The sequence below is a fragment of the Pseudomonas sp. GQ91 genome, from assembly GCF_059758795.1.
In genome coordinates this window covers 196,425-212,179 of record NZ_JCAXED010000008.1, presented here as the reverse complement: position 1 = coordinate 212,179, position 15,755 = coordinate 196,425, and the positions used below count along the sequence as shown (strand labels likewise).

Annotated in this window: 14 protein-coding genes; 5 read left to right on the top strand and 9 right to left on the bottom strand. The window is 59.3% G+C overall.

Features of this window, described 5'->3' with window-relative positions; all coding sequences use genetic code 11:
* Nucleotides 1–47: 47 nt before the first annotated feature.
* From AC6CIA_RS14365 to AC6CIA_RS14350, 4 genes are all read right to left on the bottom strand, one after another.
* Nucleotides 48–1,922, bottom strand: coding sequence for an MFS transporter (locus AC6CIA_RS14365; RefSeq protein ID WP_498312876.1), 1,875 nt, complete (start codon nt 1,920–1,922; stop codon nt 48–50).
* Nucleotides 1,923–1,989: 67 nt separating this feature from the next.
* Nucleotides 1,990–3,144 (bottom strand): TDT family transporter, encoded by a 1,155-nt coding sequence (locus AC6CIA_RS14360; protein ID WP_498312874.1) that lies wholly within the window; start codon nt 3,142–3,144, stop codon nt 1,990–1,992.
* A gap of 107 nt (nt 3,145–3,251) precedes the next feature.
* A complete protein-coding gene (locus AC6CIA_RS14355; RefSeq protein WP_339530585.1) occupies nt 3,252–3,563 on the bottom strand; it encodes a cupin domain-containing protein in 312 nt (103 codons plus the stop codon).
* Nucleotides 3,564–3,608: 45 nt separating this feature from the next.
* Nucleotides 3,609–4,802, bottom strand: coding sequence for an MFS transporter (locus AC6CIA_RS14350; RefSeq protein WP_498312872.1), 1,194 nt, complete (start codon nt 4,800–4,802; stop codon nt 3,609–3,611).
* 90 nt (nt 4,803–4,892) lie between these two features.
* Here AC6CIA_RS14350 and AC6CIA_RS14345 point away from each other — a divergent pair, with 90 nt between their 5' ends.
* On the top strand, nt 4,893–5,456 hold the full coding sequence (locus AC6CIA_RS14345; protein WP_498312870.1) for a TetR/AcrR family transcriptional regulator: 564 nt from the start codon (nt 4,893–4,895) through the stop codon (nt 5,454–5,456).
* Between the two features lie 260 nt (nt 5,457–5,716).
* Here AC6CIA_RS14345 and AC6CIA_RS14340 read toward each other — a convergent pair whose 3' ends face one another.
* From AC6CIA_RS14340 to AC6CIA_RS14325, 4 genes are all read right to left on the bottom strand, one after another.
* Nucleotides 5,717–6,496 (bottom strand): ABC transporter permease, encoded by a 780-nt coding sequence (locus AC6CIA_RS14340; protein WP_498312868.1) that lies wholly within the window; start codon nt 6,494–6,496, stop codon nt 5,717–5,719.
* Entirely contained in the window at nt 6,493–7,425 is a 933-nt protein-coding gene (locus AC6CIA_RS14335) for an ABC transporter ATP-binding protein (RefSeq protein WP_498312866.1), read from the bottom strand. Before AC6CIA_RS14335 ends, AC6CIA_RS14340 begins: the two co-directional genes overlap by 4 nt.
* A gap of 135 nt (nt 7,426–7,560) precedes the next feature.
* Nucleotides 7,561–8,184 carry a glutathione S-transferase family protein gene (locus AC6CIA_RS14330; protein WP_498312864.1) on the bottom strand — a complete coding sequence of 208 codons (624 nt, stop codon included), beginning with the start codon at nt 8,182–8,184 and terminating at the stop codon, nt 7,561–7,563.
* A 43-nt stretch (nt 8,185–8,227) separates the two neighbouring features.
* Nucleotides 8,228–8,887, bottom strand: coding sequence for a transglutaminase-like domain-containing protein (locus tag AC6CIA_RS14325; protein ID WP_498312862.1), 660 nt, complete (start codon nt 8,885–8,887; stop codon nt 8,228–8,230).
* Nucleotides 8,888–9,087: 200 nt separating this feature from the next.
* On the opposite strand from AC6CIA_RS14325, the gene AC6CIA_RS14320 reads away from it, so the two are divergent.
* Together AC6CIA_RS14320 and AC6CIA_RS14315 are read left to right on the top strand one after the other, a co-directional pair.
* Nucleotides 9,088–11,535, top strand: coding sequence for an acyl-CoA dehydrogenase (locus tag AC6CIA_RS14320; protein ID WP_498312860.1), 2,448 nt, complete (start codon nt 9,088–9,090; stop codon nt 11,533–11,535).
* 74 nt (nt 11,536–11,609) lie between these two features.
* Nucleotides 11,610–12,017, top strand: coding sequence for a PA2817 family protein (locus tag AC6CIA_RS14315; RefSeq protein WP_084381107.1), 408 nt, complete (start codon nt 11,610–11,612; stop codon nt 12,015–12,017).
* 3 nt (nt 12,018–12,020) lie between these two features.
* Here AC6CIA_RS14315 and AC6CIA_RS14310 read toward each other — a convergent pair whose 3' ends face one another.
* Nucleotides 12,021–12,980, bottom strand: a complete 960-nt coding sequence (locus AC6CIA_RS14310) for a LysR family transcriptional regulator (protein ID WP_498312857.1) — start codon at nt 12,978–12,980, stop codon at nt 12,021–12,023.
* 90 nt (nt 12,981–13,070) lie between these two features.
* On the opposite strand from AC6CIA_RS14310, the gene AC6CIA_RS14305 reads away from it, so the two are divergent.
* A complete protein-coding gene (locus tag AC6CIA_RS14305; protein ID WP_498312991.1) occupies nt 13,071–13,697 on the top strand; it encodes an alanyl-tRNA editing protein in 627 nt (208 codons plus the stop codon).
* A 101-nt stretch (nt 13,698–13,798) separates the two neighbouring features.
* Nucleotides 13,799–15,538: a dipeptidase gene (locus AC6CIA_RS14300; RefSeq protein ID WP_498312855.1), complete on the top strand. Its 1,740-nt coding sequence runs from the start codon at nt 13,799–13,801 to the stop codon at nt 15,536–15,538.
* The last annotated feature ends 217 nt before the right edge of the window (nt 15,539–15,755 follow it).

Sequence of the window (15,755 nt, the reverse complement as noted above, 5' to 3'; positions counted from 1 at the left end):
CGTTAACGACCTTCGCGAGCAAGCTCGCTCCTACAGATCCCTCGCAGCTAGCGCAGATTGCCGCGCAACGCCCCCACCGCATCCTGCAACTGCGCAGGCGTCGCGGCCTCGAGCGCCACCGGCTCGCCCGCCACCAACGTCACTCGCGACCAGATGCGGTGAAAGAACCCCTTGTGCGGATCCCGACTGAAAAAACTCCCCCACAGCCCCTGCAACGCCATCGGAATCACCGGCACCGGCGTCTCCTCGAGGATGCGCGTCACGCCACCTCGGAACTCGTTGATCTCACCATCGGCGGTCAGTTTGCCTTCCGGGAAAATGCACACCAGTTCGCCTTCCTTCAGGTATTCGGCGATTCGGGTGAAAGCCTGTTCATAAATCTGGATATCTTCATTGCGCCCGGCAATCGGAATGGTGCCAGCGGTACGGAAGATAAAGTTGAGCACCGGTAAACGGTAGATTTTGTAGTACATCACAAAGCGAATGGGCCGACGCACCGCGCCGCCAATCAACAGTGCATCGACAAACGACACGTGGTTGCACACCAGCAACGCCGCGCCTTCGTCCGGAATGTTTTGCAGGTTGCGGTGCTGTACGCGATACATGGAATGGCTGAGCAGCCAGATCATGAAGCGCATGGTGAACTCGGGAACGATCCTGAAGATGTAGGTATTGACCGCGATATTGAGCAGCGACACCACCAGGAACAACTCGGGGATCGACAGCTTGACCATGCTCAGCAGCACAATCGTGACAATCGCCGAGACCACCATGAACAGCGCGTTGAGAATGTTATTCGCGGCAATCACCCGCGCCCGTTCGTTTTCGGCGGTGCGCGACTGGATCAAGGCATACAGCGGCACAATGTAGAAACCGCCAAACACACCCAGCCCCAGGATATCGATCAACACCCACCAGGCCTGGCCGGAACGCAAAATCGCGAGCCAGTCGTTGGCCTGAATGTTCTGCGGGAAACCGCCGGAGTGCCACCACAGCAACAGGCCGAACACGGTCAAGCCGAATGAGCCAAATGGCACCAGGCCGATTTCCACTTTACGCCCGGACAGCTTTTCGCAGAGCATCGAGCCGAGGGCGATGCCCACCGAGAACACCGTGAGGATCAAGGTGACCACGGTCTCATCGCCGTACAACCAATCCTTGGCATACGCCGGGATTTGCGTCAGGTAGATCGCACCGACAAACCAGAACCATGAGTTGCCGACAATCGAGCGCGACACCGCCGGCGTTTGCCCCAGGCCCAGGCGCAACGTGGCCCAGGATTGGCTGAAGATATTCCAGTTCAGGCGCATTTGGGGGCTGGAGGCCGCCGCGCGAGGAATGGCGCGACTGGCCAGGTACCCCAACACCGCGAGACCGATCACTGCAGTGGCCACCACCGGCGCGTAATGCGTGGAAGACATGATGATTCCGGCACCGATGGTCCCGGCCAGGATTGCCAGGAAGGTCCCCATTTCCACCAGGCCATTGCCGCCGACCAATTCATCCTCATGCAAGGCCTGCGGCATGATCGAGTACTTCACCGGGCCAAACAGCGCCGACTGGGTGCCCATGGCAAACAGCGCCAGCAGCATCAGCCCCAGATGGTTGGACATGAAACCCACGGCGCCCACGCCCATGATCACGATCTCGCCGAACTTGATCGCGCGAATCAATGCGTCCTTGTTGAACTTCTCGCCAAATTGCCCGGCCAGGGCCGAGAACAGGAAGAACGGCAGGATAAACAGCAAGGCACACAAGTTGACCCAGATCGAACGATCACCGTCGATGGTCAGCTTGTAAAGGATGGCCAGGATCAACGATTGCTTGAAGATATTGTCGTTGAACGCTCCCAGTGCCTGGGTAATGAAAAACGGCAGGAAACGCCGTTTGCGCAGCAAGGTGAATTGCGAAGGGTGGCTCATCGTCCGTGTTCCTGCGTGGCCTGAAGGTTGTTATAGATTTTCAGGCCACGACTTTACCTAATCCTGGTTACTTATTCCCTAAACCTGCAATACAGGGTGAGACAAACAGCTCACCCCTATACGCACCCTGCACCGTCCGTTTGGCAACCACCAGCCACATCAGGACCAGGGCGGCGACCAGCACGCTGCCGGCCACGCTGAAAAATGCCAGGTGCAGGGTACTTCCCAGTTTCAAGGTGGTCAGCGCATACACCCCCAACGGAAAGGTGAACCCCCACCAGCCCAGGTTGAAGGGAATGCCGGCCCGCAAGTAGCGCAGGGTGATCAGGATCGCGATCAACATCCACCACAGGCCCAGCCCCCAAAGAGTGATACCGGCGACCAGTCCCAGACCTTGGGCAATCTCACCGATGCCGACAAACCCGTTGGCGCTGAAGATCGCCGGTGCGTCATCACCCAACAGCAACATGCCAAGGGCACCCGTGCCAATCGGGCCTAAGGCCAGCCAGCTCGATGCGGCCATATTGGCGTGGGGCAGTTTATGCAGGGCCATGCGCAGCACCAGGATGGTCAGGATGCTGAACGCCACCGGCAGGGAAAACGCCCACAGCACGTAGCTGGTGACTAACATCACCAGTTGCGCAGGCGCGTCGGCCAGATGCGGCGCCAGCAATCCACCGCTGGCGGCGGCGACTTCGGCGGCCACCACCGGCAACAGCCAGACCGCGGTCATCTGGTCGATGCTGTGCTCTTGGCGGGTAAACATCAGGAACGGGATCAATACCCCGCACGCCAGCGCCATGGCCACGTCCAGCCACCACACGGCTTCGGCCAGTTGCACCACGCCATCGCCCCAGCGCGGCAGGCCGAACAGCAGCAAGCCATTGAGGATGGTCGCCAGGCCCATGGGAATAGTGCCGAAAAACATCGAAACCGTGGAGTGCCCGAAAATCTGCCGCGCCTCGTGGAAAAACATCACCCAGCGCGCGGCGTACAGCACGCTGAATAACCCAAACAGAAAGATTGTCATCCACCACAGCCCCTCGGCGATGGCGTGTACGCCCGCCAGCGTGATGGGCAGTTGCGCCAGGGCAAGTGCCAGCACGCCAGTGCCCATGGTGACGGCAAACCAATTGGGGGTGAATTGACGAATGACTTCCCTGGGGCTGACCAGGTGACTGAACGGTTTGTAGCTGCTGGTGATGCGAGTGGGGCACGTCATGGCTAACTCCTCTTCCTCGTATGGAGGTTGAGGCCATGATAGAAGCAAATAGAATATCTATATAACGGGTAATATCTCTATATATTATCTATTTTGCCAATATAAGGTTATTCACTGCCTTCCGACTCAATCACCAGAATGCGCGCGGCACCCTGCGGATGTGCAACATGCTCGGTGCCCACACTGGCATAGAAAATGTCGCCGACGTTCAGTTCAGCGATGTGCTCGACACCCTGTTCACGGTAGTGCATCTGCACTCGCCCATCGAGCACCACGAACACCTCTTGCCCGTCGTTGACGTGCCAGCGATACGGTTGGTCCGTCCAGTGCAAACGCGTGGTAATGCCGTTCATATTGGCAATATCCAGCGCTTCCCAGGCACGGCTACCGGTGAATTCCTTGCTGCGGATTATCTTCATGGGTCAATCTCGATCAGGCTCGACAAGGTGTTGGATAGTACTGATTCAGCCGCCCGGCGTCGCCCTGATCCTGGCCGCATCCTGCAAGATCAGGCCGATCAACGCAGCGAGCGCCAACACAATCAGCACCGCGCCATACCCGTCAGTGGTGGCAATCAGGCCGAAGCTACGCGTCAGGTTGCCCGCCAACAGCGTCGGCAAGCAAAACGCCAGGTAACTCAGTACATAAAACGCCGACATCAAGCCGGCGCGCTCGTGGGGCAACGCCAGCGGTACAACGCTGCGCAAGGCACCGAGAAACCCCGCGCCGAATCCGCTGCCGGCTACCAGCGTCGCGAAGAAAAACAGCAGCAAACTGCCCATATGAACGGCGCCGAGAATCAGCGCGACGCCGACGGCCAACAGGCTCGCCCCCAGGCGTAGCACCTTATCCGCCGCATGCTTGCGCAAACTGAAAATCATCAACGCGCCACTCAACGTCAGCACCGCGACCAGGCCGCCGCCAATCAGATTGGAGGTCGAACCGGTCGCCGCCCGCACCAGCGATGGCGCCAGAGACAGATAAAAGCCGCCCACGGCCCATACCGCGATATCCACCGGCAACGACAACCACAGGGCGCGGCGCGCCTGAGGCGGTACGTGCAAAGTCGGCCGTAGTGATGCCAGCGCACCGGGGACAGGACTCACACTTTCCGGCAGACGCCACACAAAAAGGCCTTGCAACGCCAGCAGCACGAGCAACGTCCAGTAGATCAACTGAGTGGGCAGCGGCGCAAACTCCACCAGCAAACTGCTGCCCATCGCGCCGCACGCCATGCCCAGCAGTGGCGTGATGCTATTGACCAGCGGCCCCTGCTGGCGGTCGATATCGAGTAGCGCGGCGCCCAGTACGGCAGTCGCCATACCCGTGGCGAAGCCTTGCAGAGTCCGGGCCGCGATCAGCCAGGCGACGCTGTCCGCGTTGATAAACAGCAGCATGGCCACCATCTCCAATACAAGTGCGACAAAGATCACCGGCTTGCGCCCCAAGTGATCCGACAACGAGCCGACCGTCAGCAACGCCGCCAGCAGGCTCAAGGCGTACACACCAAAGATCAGCGTGAGGGTGCCGGAGGAAAAGTGCAGGCCTTCTTGATAGAGGTGATACAACGGCGTCGGCGCGCTGGAGGCCGCGAGAAATGTCAGCAAGGTGATCGCCAGGAACACCAGGCCGAAACGGTGGGAGATGAGGCTGGACATGGGCATACTCCACTAAAGCTAATATTTTGCTTTTGTGGAGTGTGCTACTGATGCCAGCTTAAAGCAAATTCTTTGTGTTAAGGTCGCAACATGGCAATAAAAGAAGGCCTTCGCCCGGGGGGCCGCAGCGCCCGGGTCCAAGAATCAGTGCACACGGCGGTACGCGAGCTGCTGCAGGAGCAAGAGCGCGCCAGTATCACCGTGCCGCAAATCGCCACGCGCGCAGGGGTCACGCCGTCCACGATTTACCGGCGCTGGGGCGACCTTGCCGCCCTGCTCGCGGATGTCGCGCTGGCGCGTATGCGCCCCGACAGCGCCCCGGCCGACACCGGCAGTTTGCGAGGTGATCTGCAAGCCTGGGCCGAGCAATACCTGGACGAGATGAGTTCGGAACCAGGGCGCAACATGATGCGTGATGTGCAGTGCAGCCAGACGCCAGGCTATTGCGTGACGATCCTCGGTGGGCAGTTGCAGGCCATCCTGGATCGCTACGCCGACCGCGCCGAGCCGCTGCCCAGCGTCGATCGGCTGATCAATCTGCTGGCGGCGCCGACAGTGTTCAGGATTCTGTTTGCGAGTGCGCCGCTGCCGGTGGAAGAGTTGCACCCACTGATAGATCTGGCGCTGGCAGCTCCCGCCGCAGCCGACGAGTAGGACGCCGCTGGGGTTCGACATTGGCCACACCATTAGGAAGGCTTGTTTAAGCAAGTGAAGCACCTGATACCGCTTTTGTGGCGAGGGGGCTTGTCCCCCGCTGGGCTGCACAGCTGCCCCCAAACCTTTCACCCCAGTTTGGACTGAAGGACGGAGGAGGCTTTTTTGGGGCTGCTGCGCAGCCCAACGGGGGACAAGCCCCCTCGCCACAGACAAGCCCTCTCGCCACAGGACAAGTCCCCCTCGTCACAGGACAGGATTCAGGTACGCATCCCGCGCCCACTCACCAGTAACCGTGTGCAACCGAGGTACAACACCACAGTCGCCACAATCATAAAGGTGATCGCCACACTGATCTTGATATCCGATACCCCAAGAATCCCGTAACGGAACGCATTGACCATGTGCAATACCGGGTTGGCCAGCGAGACTGTCTGCCAGAATGGCGGCAGCAGGGAGATGGAGTAGAACACCCCGCCCAGGTAGGTCAGCGGCGTCAGCACAAAGGTCGGAATGATGGAGATGTCATCGAAGTTGCGCGCAAACACCGCGTTGATAAATCCCAGCAGCGAAAAGATCGTCGCTGTCAGTACTACCACCACAACAGTCACCCCCAGATGGTGCACCTGCAGGTGGGTGAAGAACATCGACAGGATCGTCACGATCACCCCGACCATCAGCCCGCGCAGCACACCGCCCAAGGTATAGCCGATCAGAATGGTATGGGGCGATACCGGGGACACCATCAATTCCTCGATGGAGCGCTGGAACTTGCTGCCGAAGAAACTCGACACCACGTTGCCGTAGGAGTTGGTGATCACCGACATCATGATCAACCCCGGCACGATGTATTCCATATAGGTGAAACCACCCATATCGCCGATTTGCCGGCCAATCAGGTTACCGAAAATCACGAAATACAGAACCATGGTGATCGCCGGCGGCAGCAGGGTTTGTGGCCAGATCCGGGTAAAGCGCTTCACTTCGCGGTAGACAATGGTCTGCAGCGCGACGAGGTTGGGTTGCAGTTCGGAACTCATACCGCCACCTTCGCCAGATTTTTCTCCACCAGGGACACGAACAACTCCTCCAGGCGATTGGTTTTGTTGCGCAAGCTCAGTACTTCAATGTTCTGGGTCGCCAATTGAGCGAACAGCGCGGTGATGCCGACGGCTTTATCCACCTGGACCTCCAGGGTGTGGTTATCCACCAGGCGGCTCGGGTAACCGAGCAAGTGCGGCGCCGCCGACATGTTGTGCTTGAGGTCCAGCAGGAACGTCTCGACATGCAACTGGCCGAGCAAGTTGCGCATGCTGGTATTTTCGACAATGGTGCCGTGGTCGATGATGCCGATGTTGCGGCACAACTGCTCAGCCTCTTCCAGGTAATGGGTGGTGAGGATGATGGTGATGCCTTTTTCATTCAGCTCGGTGAGGAAGGACCACATCGAGCGGCGCAGTTCGATATCCACGCCCGCGGTGGGTTCGTCGAGGATCAGCAAGCGCGGCTCATGCACCAGGGCGCGGGCAATCATCAGCCGGCGCTTCATGCCGCCGGACAGCGAGCGGGAAGGCACGTCGCGCTTGTCCCACAGGCCCAGTTGCGTGAGGTATTGCTCGGCCCGTTCCTTGGCGACTTTGGGCGGGATACCGTAATAACCCGCCTGAGTCACCACGATGTCGAAGGTCTTTTCAAACTGGTTGAAATTGAACTCCTGGGGTACCACGCCAATGCTGCGCTTGAGCGCGGCCGGGGATTTATCCAGGTCGTGGCCAAAGATATTCACGCTGCCGCTGGTCTTGTTGACCAGGGTCGAGAGAATGCCGATGGTGGTGGATTTGCCGGCACCGTTGGGGCCGAGCAAGGCGAAAAAGTCACCTTCGGCGACGTCCAGATCGATACCACTCAGGGCCTGGAAACCGTTGCCGTAGGTTTTGGTTAGCTGCCGGATGGACAGAGCGGAACTCATATCGGATTACGCACCAAGAAGAAGGGAGACAGGAAACAGATAAGGGCGCGCCGTACTAAATGCAACGGCGACGCAGGACAGGCATGGTGCTTGCCCGCGTCGCACAAGTACAGTCACCTGTATTAATAGTCAGTATTAAGTCAACGCGGTCATGACCGCTTTGCGATAGGCCGGACGTTGCTGCAAGCGCTGGTACCAAGCCTCTAGCGCGGGCATCGCAGGTCGCTCGATGGGCATCTCGAACCAGGCGTAGATAAAGCAGCCCAAGGGAATATCGCCCATGCCGATCTCGGCACCTGACAAATAGGGTTGCGTGGTCAGGGTTCGCTCAACGGTCTGCAACACGTCGATGCAAGCCTGGCGACCGGCATGGATGGTGTCCCAGTTCTGCTTCTCGGCGGGAGTACGCACCACGCCCCAGAATACGCTCTTGAAAGGTCCGGCGAAGGTCGCGGTGGTCCAATCCATCCACTTTTCAGCGTTGGCCCGCGCCTGCACATCCCTGGGATACCAGGCGGAGTCGGTAACATGCTTGGCGCAGAGGTAACGCACGATGGTATTGGATTCCCACAACACAAAGTCGCCGTCCTCAATCACCGGTACCCGGCCATTCGGGTTCAACGCACGGTAGTGTGGGGTATCGACCACACCAAAGGCTCCACCCGCATCGATCGCCTCATAGTCCAGGCCGAGTTCTTCGGCACACCACAGTGCTTTCCTGACATTTGTCGAATTTTTCCGTCCCCAGATCTTCAGCATGACCGCCTCCCAATGGATGAATGCCGAGGCAGCATACGCCGGTTCAGCCGCGGCTTAAATCGCCCTGCATGTCGCCCAGTAGTGGCGGCATCTGCTCGCCAAACAGGTGTGGGTAACATTTCTCCAGGTGGGTAAAGAAAAAATCCTCAGGCACATCGGCAAACTGCCCATGATCCACCACGTATTCCATGGCGCGCGCTCCCTGCCGGTTGAAGGGGTGAAAAACACTGTCGTTGATTCCGTCGAAATCCAGGGGCGGTACATCGAACAATTCGCACAGTTGCTGGTTGAACGCCGGGGTGGCCTTGACCCAATGCCCGTGCAAATACAGCTCGGTGTAACCGTGCATGGCGAACACGTCACTTTTGAGCAACTCGATCAAGCGCGGGGTCGACAGGTGATTTCGCACATCGGCCAGGCCGATGCGGGCCGGTATGCCGCAATGTCGCGCACAGGCCGCCAACAGGGTGGCCTTGGGCACGCAATAACTCTGACCCGCAGCCAGCGCGTAACTGCCGCTGAGGGTTTGCGGATCACGACTGAAGGTGTAAGGGTTGTAGCGCACCGCCTCACGCACGGCATAGTAGAGACTGACCGCCTGGTCACGGGGATCCAGGCTCGAACCGCGATGTTTTTCAGCGAACTCCACCACCGCAGGGTGGTCACTATCGATGAAGCGGCTGGGACTCAAGTACGCATTCATGGGAATTTTCTCCGAGGCGAACCTGAAGTCTAACCACAGGTCCGGCCCAGGGATAACGACGATTCGGCCAAATGTCGGCGCTTCACGCCTGTGTCTGAATCGTACTGCCTGGCACAACACGTAACACCCTCGACGCACGCTTTTTCGGACACCGACTAAGCTCTGAGGGTGTTTTGCCCTGGTTTCACGGAGGATTGAATATGCTGTTGTTGTGGATACTGGTGCTGGTGCTCGGAATTGCCTATCTGGCACACCGTCGCACCGCCCCCCTGCCCGCCTTGGGCGTGGTTGCCGTCTATCTGTTGGCGATGGGCGCCTTCAGTCATGCGCCAGGCTGGTTGCTGCTGATCTTCTGGGTGTTGCTCGCGGTGGTGGCCGCGCCGCTGTTGCTGCCGGACCTGCGTCGTCGCTACTTCACCGCCCCGCTGTTCAGTTGGTTTCAGAAAGTCTTGCCGCCGATGTCCGAGACCGAACGCGACGCCATTGATGCCGGTACCGTCTGGTGGGACGGCGAACTGTTCAGTGGTCGTCCCGATTGGGACAAATTGCTCGCCTATCCCAAGGCGCAACTGACAGAGGAAGAACAGGCGTTTATCGACGGCCCCACCGAAGCGCTGTGCGCCATGGTCACCGACTGGGAAATCGGCCAAGCCATGGACCTGCCGGCCGCCGCCTGGGAACACATCAAGCAACACGGTTTCTTTGCCCTGATCATTCCCAAGGAGTTCGGCGGCAAGGGCTTCTCCGCCTACGCCCACTCCCAGGTCGCGATGAAGCTGGCGACCCGCAGTGGCGACCTCGCGTCTACCGTGATGGTCCCCAACTCCCTGGGCCCGGCCGAACTGCTGCTGCATTACGGCACCGATGAACAACGTAATCACTATCTGCCGCGCCTGGCCCGTGGCGACGATATCCCGTGTTTTGCCCTGACCGGCCCGCTGGCAGGTTCCGACGCCGGCGCCATGCCCGATACCGGGGTGATCTGCAAGGGAGAATGGGAAGGCAAGGAGACTCTCGGCCTGCGCCTGAACTGGGAAAAACGCTATATCACCCTGGGGCCGGTAGCGACGTTGCTGGGCCTGGCCTTCAAGGCCTATGACCCGGATCATCTGCTGGGTGATGAAGAAGACCTGGGTATCAGCCTGGCACTGATTCCCACCGATACTCCCGGCGTGGAAATCGGCCGACGTCATCTGCCATTGGGCGCGGCGTTCATGAACGGCCCCAACTCGGGCAAGGATGTATTCATTCCGCTGGAGTTCCTGATCGGCGGCCAGGACATGCTCGGCAAGGGCTGGATGATGTTGATGAACTGCCTGTCGGTCGGCCGTTCGATTTCCCTGCCCGCGGTGGGCACCGGCGCGGCCAAGTTCACCAGCCTGGTGACTGGCCAATACGCCCAGGTACGTGAACAGTTCAACGTGCCGCTGTCGGCATTCGAAGGTATCCAGGAGGCGCTGGCGCGTATTGGCGGCAACGCCTGGCTGATGGACAGCGCACGGATACTGACCGCCAACGCAGTCGACCTGGGGGAAAAACCCTCGGTGCTGTCGGCAATTCTCAAGTACCACCTGACCGAGCGCGGCCGTGAGTGCATCAGCCACGCCATGGACGTACACGGCGGCAAGGGCATCATCATGGGCCCCAACAACTACCTGGGTCGCAGTTGGCAAGGCGCGCCGATTTTCATCACCGTGGAAGGCGCGAACATTCTGTCGCGCAACCTGATGATCTTTGGCCAGGGCGCGATTCGTTGCCATCCTTTTGTACTCAAGGAGATGGCGCTGGCGGGTCGCGAAGACCATGACCAGGCGCTCAAGGAGTTCGATGGCCTGCTGTTGCAACATATCGGTTTCGCCGTCAGCAACGCCGCCAGCACCCTGGTCTTGAACCTCGGCCTGGGCCACTTCGAAAAAGCCCCGGGCAACCGCCTGAGCCAGGGTTACTTCCGTGCCCTTAACCGTCAGGCCGCTGCATTTGCCTTGCTGGCCGACCTGAGCATGATGCTGCTGGGTGGCGAACTGAAACGTCGCGAACGCTTGTCGGCACGCCTGGGCGATGTGCTGAGCCACATGTACCTGGCCTCGGCGGCGCTCAAGCGTTACCACGATCTCGACTCCCCCGGGCATTTGGAGCCGTTGTTTGCCTGGGCCATGGAAGAAAGCCTCGGGCAGTCGGAGCGCGCACTGGACGAACTGCTCGACAACTTCCCGAATAAAATCCTCGGCTGCCTGTTGCGGGTGATCGTGTTCCCGTTCGGTCGTCGCCACAAAGGCCCTTCCGATGCGCTGGATGCCGAAGTGGCAGCGGTGATCGGCCGTGCCAAGGGCGATCCGACCCTCGAAGCGTTGTTGGCCGGTTGCTATCGTCCACAATCGGCCGAGGATCCGGTGGGCGCATTGCAGCATGCCTACGACCTGCTCGACGCCAGCCATCCGCTGCAGAAAAAACTCCACAGTGCGCTCAAAAGCGGTCAGCTCAAACCGATCGCCGGGGAAAATGCCATCGACGCCGCGTTGCAGGCAGGCGTACTGCAAGCGGCCGAGGCGCAGACGCTGCATGCTGCCGAGGCGGCGCGACGCAAGGTGATCGATGTGGATGACTTCAGCAAAGAAGAACTGGCGCAAGCGCCAGGACGGGTCCGTTAACCCGGCGGTCATATAAAAACGGGCGCGGGGGCTATATACTCCCGCGCCCGTTTTTGCTTTTGAGGACTTATCTCGTGTCCAACGTCGTTGCCGATCACCTCGTCCTGCTCGACCACCTGCGCAGCATTCTGGTTGCCGTCGGCGAAGCCGAGCAGGTTCCAGAGGAAAGCCACGCGCTGTTCCTGGAGCGCTTCGATGAGCTGCGCGCCCTGCTGCCTATCGATCCCATCGAAAGCCAGTATCTGGGCCAGGACCTGATGAGTCAGGTCATCCTGCGCTACCCGCAAATCGCTCACCTGGTGCCACGCGACCTGCTATGGTTCTTCGGCGGTGATTGCCTGCATTTTATGCCGGACGACGAACTCGACCTGTACCAGGCACTGGAAGAGCGCCGTTATGAAGCCGAGCAGAACGACGAACCGTTCGACTGGAACCAGGAAAAGCAGTTGCTGGCCATGCCCGACGACCAGTCCAAGCACTGACTTTCATGGGGGAGCTGGCTTGCCGGCTCCTGCCTGCCGGCGCAATGTCGGCTCTTTCGCCATACACGCCACCAGATAATCGATAAACACCCGCAACTTCGGCGGCAAGTACCGCGTAGGCGAATGCAGCAACCAGGCATCACCGTGGTATGACGCGATAAAGTCCCACTCCGGCAACACCTGCACCAACCTTCCCGCCTCCAGCGCATGTCGCGCCGTGAAGTACGGCAAGCTGCCAATCCCCACTCCCTGCAACACCGCCTCCAACCGAACACCGGTATGGTTGGCCGCATAGCGCCCGCGCACGCCAACCGTCACCGCCTTGGCGCCCTGACGAAATTTCCAGCGCGCATCGCCCGGTGTTTCCCCCAGGTAGATGCAGCTGTGTGCCAACAAATCATGAGGATGCGCCGGTGTACCGTGTTCATCCAGGTAGTGCGGCGTGGCGCAAAGCAGGTGTTCGATGGGCAGCAACTGACGCCCGACCAATCCCGGCGGCGGACTGTCGGTGATACGAATGCTCAGGTCGACATTGTCGTCGATCAAATCCACATGCCGATCTTCCAGGATCAGCTGTACATCCACCTTGGGATAGCGCCGCAAGAACTCCGGCATATGCGGATGCACGACAAATCGCCCGACCGCCTTCGGCACGCTGACCCGCACCAGCCCTTCGGCTTCATGGGTGTACTGGCCGCTGATTTCCATCACCGAGCGCGCCGCATCGAGCATCTCCTGACAGCGCTTGAAGACTTCTTCACCGCCTTCGCTCAGACGCAGCTTGCGGGTGGTGCGTTGCAGCAGGCGAGTGGCCAGGGTCTTTTCCAGGCGCGTGATACTGCGGCTCACGGCGGACGGCGAGACGCCCAACTGACGCGCCGCCTCGGAGAAGCTGCCGGTCTCGACCACCTTGACGAAAATCGCCATTTCGCTCAACAGCGGCAAAGGCAGATTGATGCTCATGACGCACAAGTCCATTGAATTTTCAGCGGATTATCACCTATTAACGCACTACTTATACTGCCAGACAGAACCCAGATGCGGATGTAGATGATGACCGAACGCCTGTTTTTTACCCACGACCACCTGATTGCCGACGTCGAAGTGCTGGAATGCACACCCCGAGAACAGCAGTTTGCAGTGGTTCTGCACTCAACCCCCTTCCATCCCCAGGGCGGCGGCCAGCCATTCGACACCGGTTGGCTGGGGAACAGCCGAGTGCTGAAGGTGGTACAGGAAGCGGAGCGCATTGTGCATTACGTCGACCAGCCGCTCGAACTCGGCATCACGCAAGCGCGGGTCGATGCAGAACGTCGCGTCTTGCATACACGCCTGCATTCCGCCGGGCATTTGATCGGCAACGCAGGTGAAAACCTGGGGTGGATGCCGATCAAGGCCCATCACTGGCCAGGCGAAGGCAAGGTCACGTTTATACGCGGCGAGTCGGCGCACGCCATGGATGCCGATGCATTGCAACAGCAGGTCAATCAATGGATCAACGCGGACTTGCCCCGTCATATGCTGCTGGAAGGCGACACCCGCGAAGTCGGCTTCGGTGAACTGCCGGCCTACGCCTGTGGCGGTACCCACGTGCAAACCCTGGCGCAAGTAGGCCAAGTGAAAATTCTGTCGTTGTCGGAAAAAAAGGGGGCGCTGTCGGTGCGCTACACCCTTGATTAAGCCCTCCCTCTCCTTGCCGACTGGTGATAATGTGTGGAGATATTTCTGACCTATTAATCAGAAATTTTCCACAAATCACCTGCAAAGGAATGCCAACAAGCATGGATTTTTCGCTCAAGCACCTGGCCGCCGCTACCTTGATGGTCGCCGGCCTGTCGTCGTTCGCCGCACCGGCCTTCGCCAACATTACGCCGCAACAAAGTGCGATCATTCTCAAGACCTTCGATGAAGCGTCGGACAAGGATTTCCGCACCTTTCTAGGCAGCCTGGCCAAGAGCGATGCGGCTAAGACCGCCAACCTCGGCGCGGCGATCAAGACCTTCCTCGATGACAAAACGCTTTCGGCCGAACAACAGAACGAAATCCATCGCCTGCTGGGTCTCTACGCACGCGCAAAGTATGGGGCTGCAGCCACCGAAACCTTGCGCGAACTGGTGGCAATCCCGACCTTCCAGGTTGAAGGTGTCGCCCAACACGACAATCCTGAATTCCTCAAGATCGCCGACAAGATCAAGCACCTCGCGCAGTCCTTTGACCTGAATTTTCGCAACGTCGATAACCGCGTCTATGAAATTTCCCTGGAAGGCACGGGTGATGAAGTGGTGGGCATTCACGCCCATGCCGACGTAGTTCCGGTGACGCCCGAAAACTGGGTGGTGGCGGATGGCACCAAGCTTGATCCTTTCAAAGTCACCTTGATCGGCGACCGCATGTATGGCCGCGGTACCGAGGATGACAAGAACGGCATCGTGGTGACGCTCTATGCCATGAAAGTCATCAAGGAAGAACAGCTGCCACTGGCGAGAAACTTCAAATTGCTGGTGGATACCACCGAAGAAACCACCGGCGACGCCATCCCCTATTACTTTGAACGCAACCCGACGCCAAACTACAACCTGGCGCTGGACGGCGGCTACCCAGTAGTGATCGCCGAGAAAGGCTACGGCACTGTCATGGCGACCTTCGCCAAGCGGCAGGCAGAAGGCAGCGGTGGCGAAATCATCTCGATGACCGGCGGCCTGGCGACTAACCAGATTCCGTCGGCTTCAGTGGCTACACTGCGCAGTGACAAACCGGCCGAATTGGCTGCCAGCCTGCAAAAGGCCGGCATGGCTTATGCCAAGGCGAATGGCGCCGATTTCCAGGTAGACGCCAAGGTGGTCGGCAACGCCGTCAAGCTGACAGTGACCGGTGTTTCCGCCCACTCATCCGAACCCGAGTCCGGCATCAATCCGGTGGCGAGGATGCTCGACTTCATCAATAGCCTGAATGGCAAGGTGGCGCTCAAGCACAACGAAATGACCGACGCCGCCCGCTACGCTGCCGACAACTGGGGCCTGGATTATCTCGGTGGCAAACTGGGCGTGGGCTTCTCCGATGCGTTCATGGGACCGCTGACCGCCTCTCCGACGTTTATCGGCATGAATGAAAAAGCCTTCAAGCTCGCCGTCAATCTGCGGGTACCAAAAGGTAAATCCCCGGAAGCGCTCAAGAAGGAGATTGCCGACAAGCTCACAGCCTGGAGCAACCAGACCGGTATCACGCCGACCTTCGATTACTCGATCGCTCAGCCGATGTACCGTAACCCCGAGGGTGAGTGGGTCAAGGCGCTACTGGCAGTCGCCAGCGAAAACCTCGGCATGGAACACACCTTCGGCACCTCGGCCGGCGCGACGTCGGTACATGAACTGCCCAACGGCGTGCAATTCGGCCTGGCACGGCCCGAAGCCAAATACACCGGGCACACCGACAATGAGTTCAAGACCGTCGAGCAGTTCCTGCTGGACCTGCAGATCGTGACCGAGATGATGGGCCGCATCGGGCAGTTGCCGAAGCTCTGATCAGCCATGTGGACCTGCTATGCCGGCAGGTCCATTTATCGGCGCTGTAGCGCAGACAAACAAAAACGCCGCTCATTACTGAGCGGCGTTTTTATTGAATATGGAGCGGGAAACGAGTCAAGCACTAGAGCGCTAAGCCATTGTTTCCCAAGTACCTTCTTCACTTCAGTGATTAGCGAAGGCCTGAACTATAGCCTTGTTTTCGCCCTCGGCAACA

Bases quoted from the DNA above. Each gene is read 5' to 3' on its own strand.
- AC6CIA_RS14355 (WP_339530585.1), bottom strand. From the start codon at position 3,563: ATGAAGATAATCCGCAGCAAGGAATTCACCGGTAGCCGTGCCTGGGAA.
- AC6CIA_RS14300 (WP_498312855.1), top strand. From the start codon at position 13,799: ATGGATTTTTCGCTCAAGCACCTGGCCGCCGCTACCTTGATGGTCGCC.
- AC6CIA_RS14350 (WP_498312872.1), bottom strand. From the start codon at position 4,802: ATGTCCAGCCTCATCTCCCACCGTTTCGGCCTGGTGTTCCTGGCGATC.
- AC6CIA_RS14360 (WP_498312874.1), bottom strand. From the start codon at position 3,144: ATGACGTGCCCCACTCGCATCACCAGCAGCTACAAACCGTTCAGTCAC.
- AC6CIA_RS14330 (WP_498312864.1), bottom strand. From the start codon at position 8,184: ATGCTGAAGATCTGGGGACGGAAAAATTCGACAAATGTCAGGAAAGCA.
- AC6CIA_RS14345 (WP_498312870.1), top strand. From the start codon at position 4,893: ATGGCAATAAAAGAAGGCCTTCGCCCGGGGGGCCGCAGCGCCCGGGTC.
- AC6CIA_RS14320 (WP_498312860.1), top strand. From the start codon at position 9,088: ATGCTGTTGTTGTGGATACTGGTGCTGGTGCTCGGAATTGCCTATCTG.
- AC6CIA_RS14305 (WP_498312991.1), top strand. From the start codon at position 13,071: ATGACCGAACGCCTGTTTTTTACCCACGACCACCTGATTGCCGACGTC.
- AC6CIA_RS14340 (WP_498312868.1), bottom strand. From the start codon at position 6,496: ATGAGTTCCGAACTGCAACCCAACCTCGTCGCGCTGCAGACCATTGTC.
- AC6CIA_RS14325 (WP_498312862.1), bottom strand. From the start codon at position 8,887: ATGAATGCGTACTTGAGTCCCAGCCGCTTCATCGATAGTGACCACCCT.
- AC6CIA_RS14335 (WP_498312866.1), bottom strand. From the start codon at position 7,425: ATGAGTTCCGCTCTGTCCATCCGGCAGCTAACCAAAACCTACGGCAAC.
- AC6CIA_RS14365 (WP_498312876.1), bottom strand. From the start codon at position 1,922: ATGAGCCACCCTTCGCAATTCACCTTGCTGCGCAAACGGCGTTTCCTG.
- AC6CIA_RS14310 (WP_498312857.1), bottom strand. From the start codon at position 12,980: ATGAGCATCAATCTGCCTTTGCCGCTGTTGAGCGAAATGGCGATTTTC.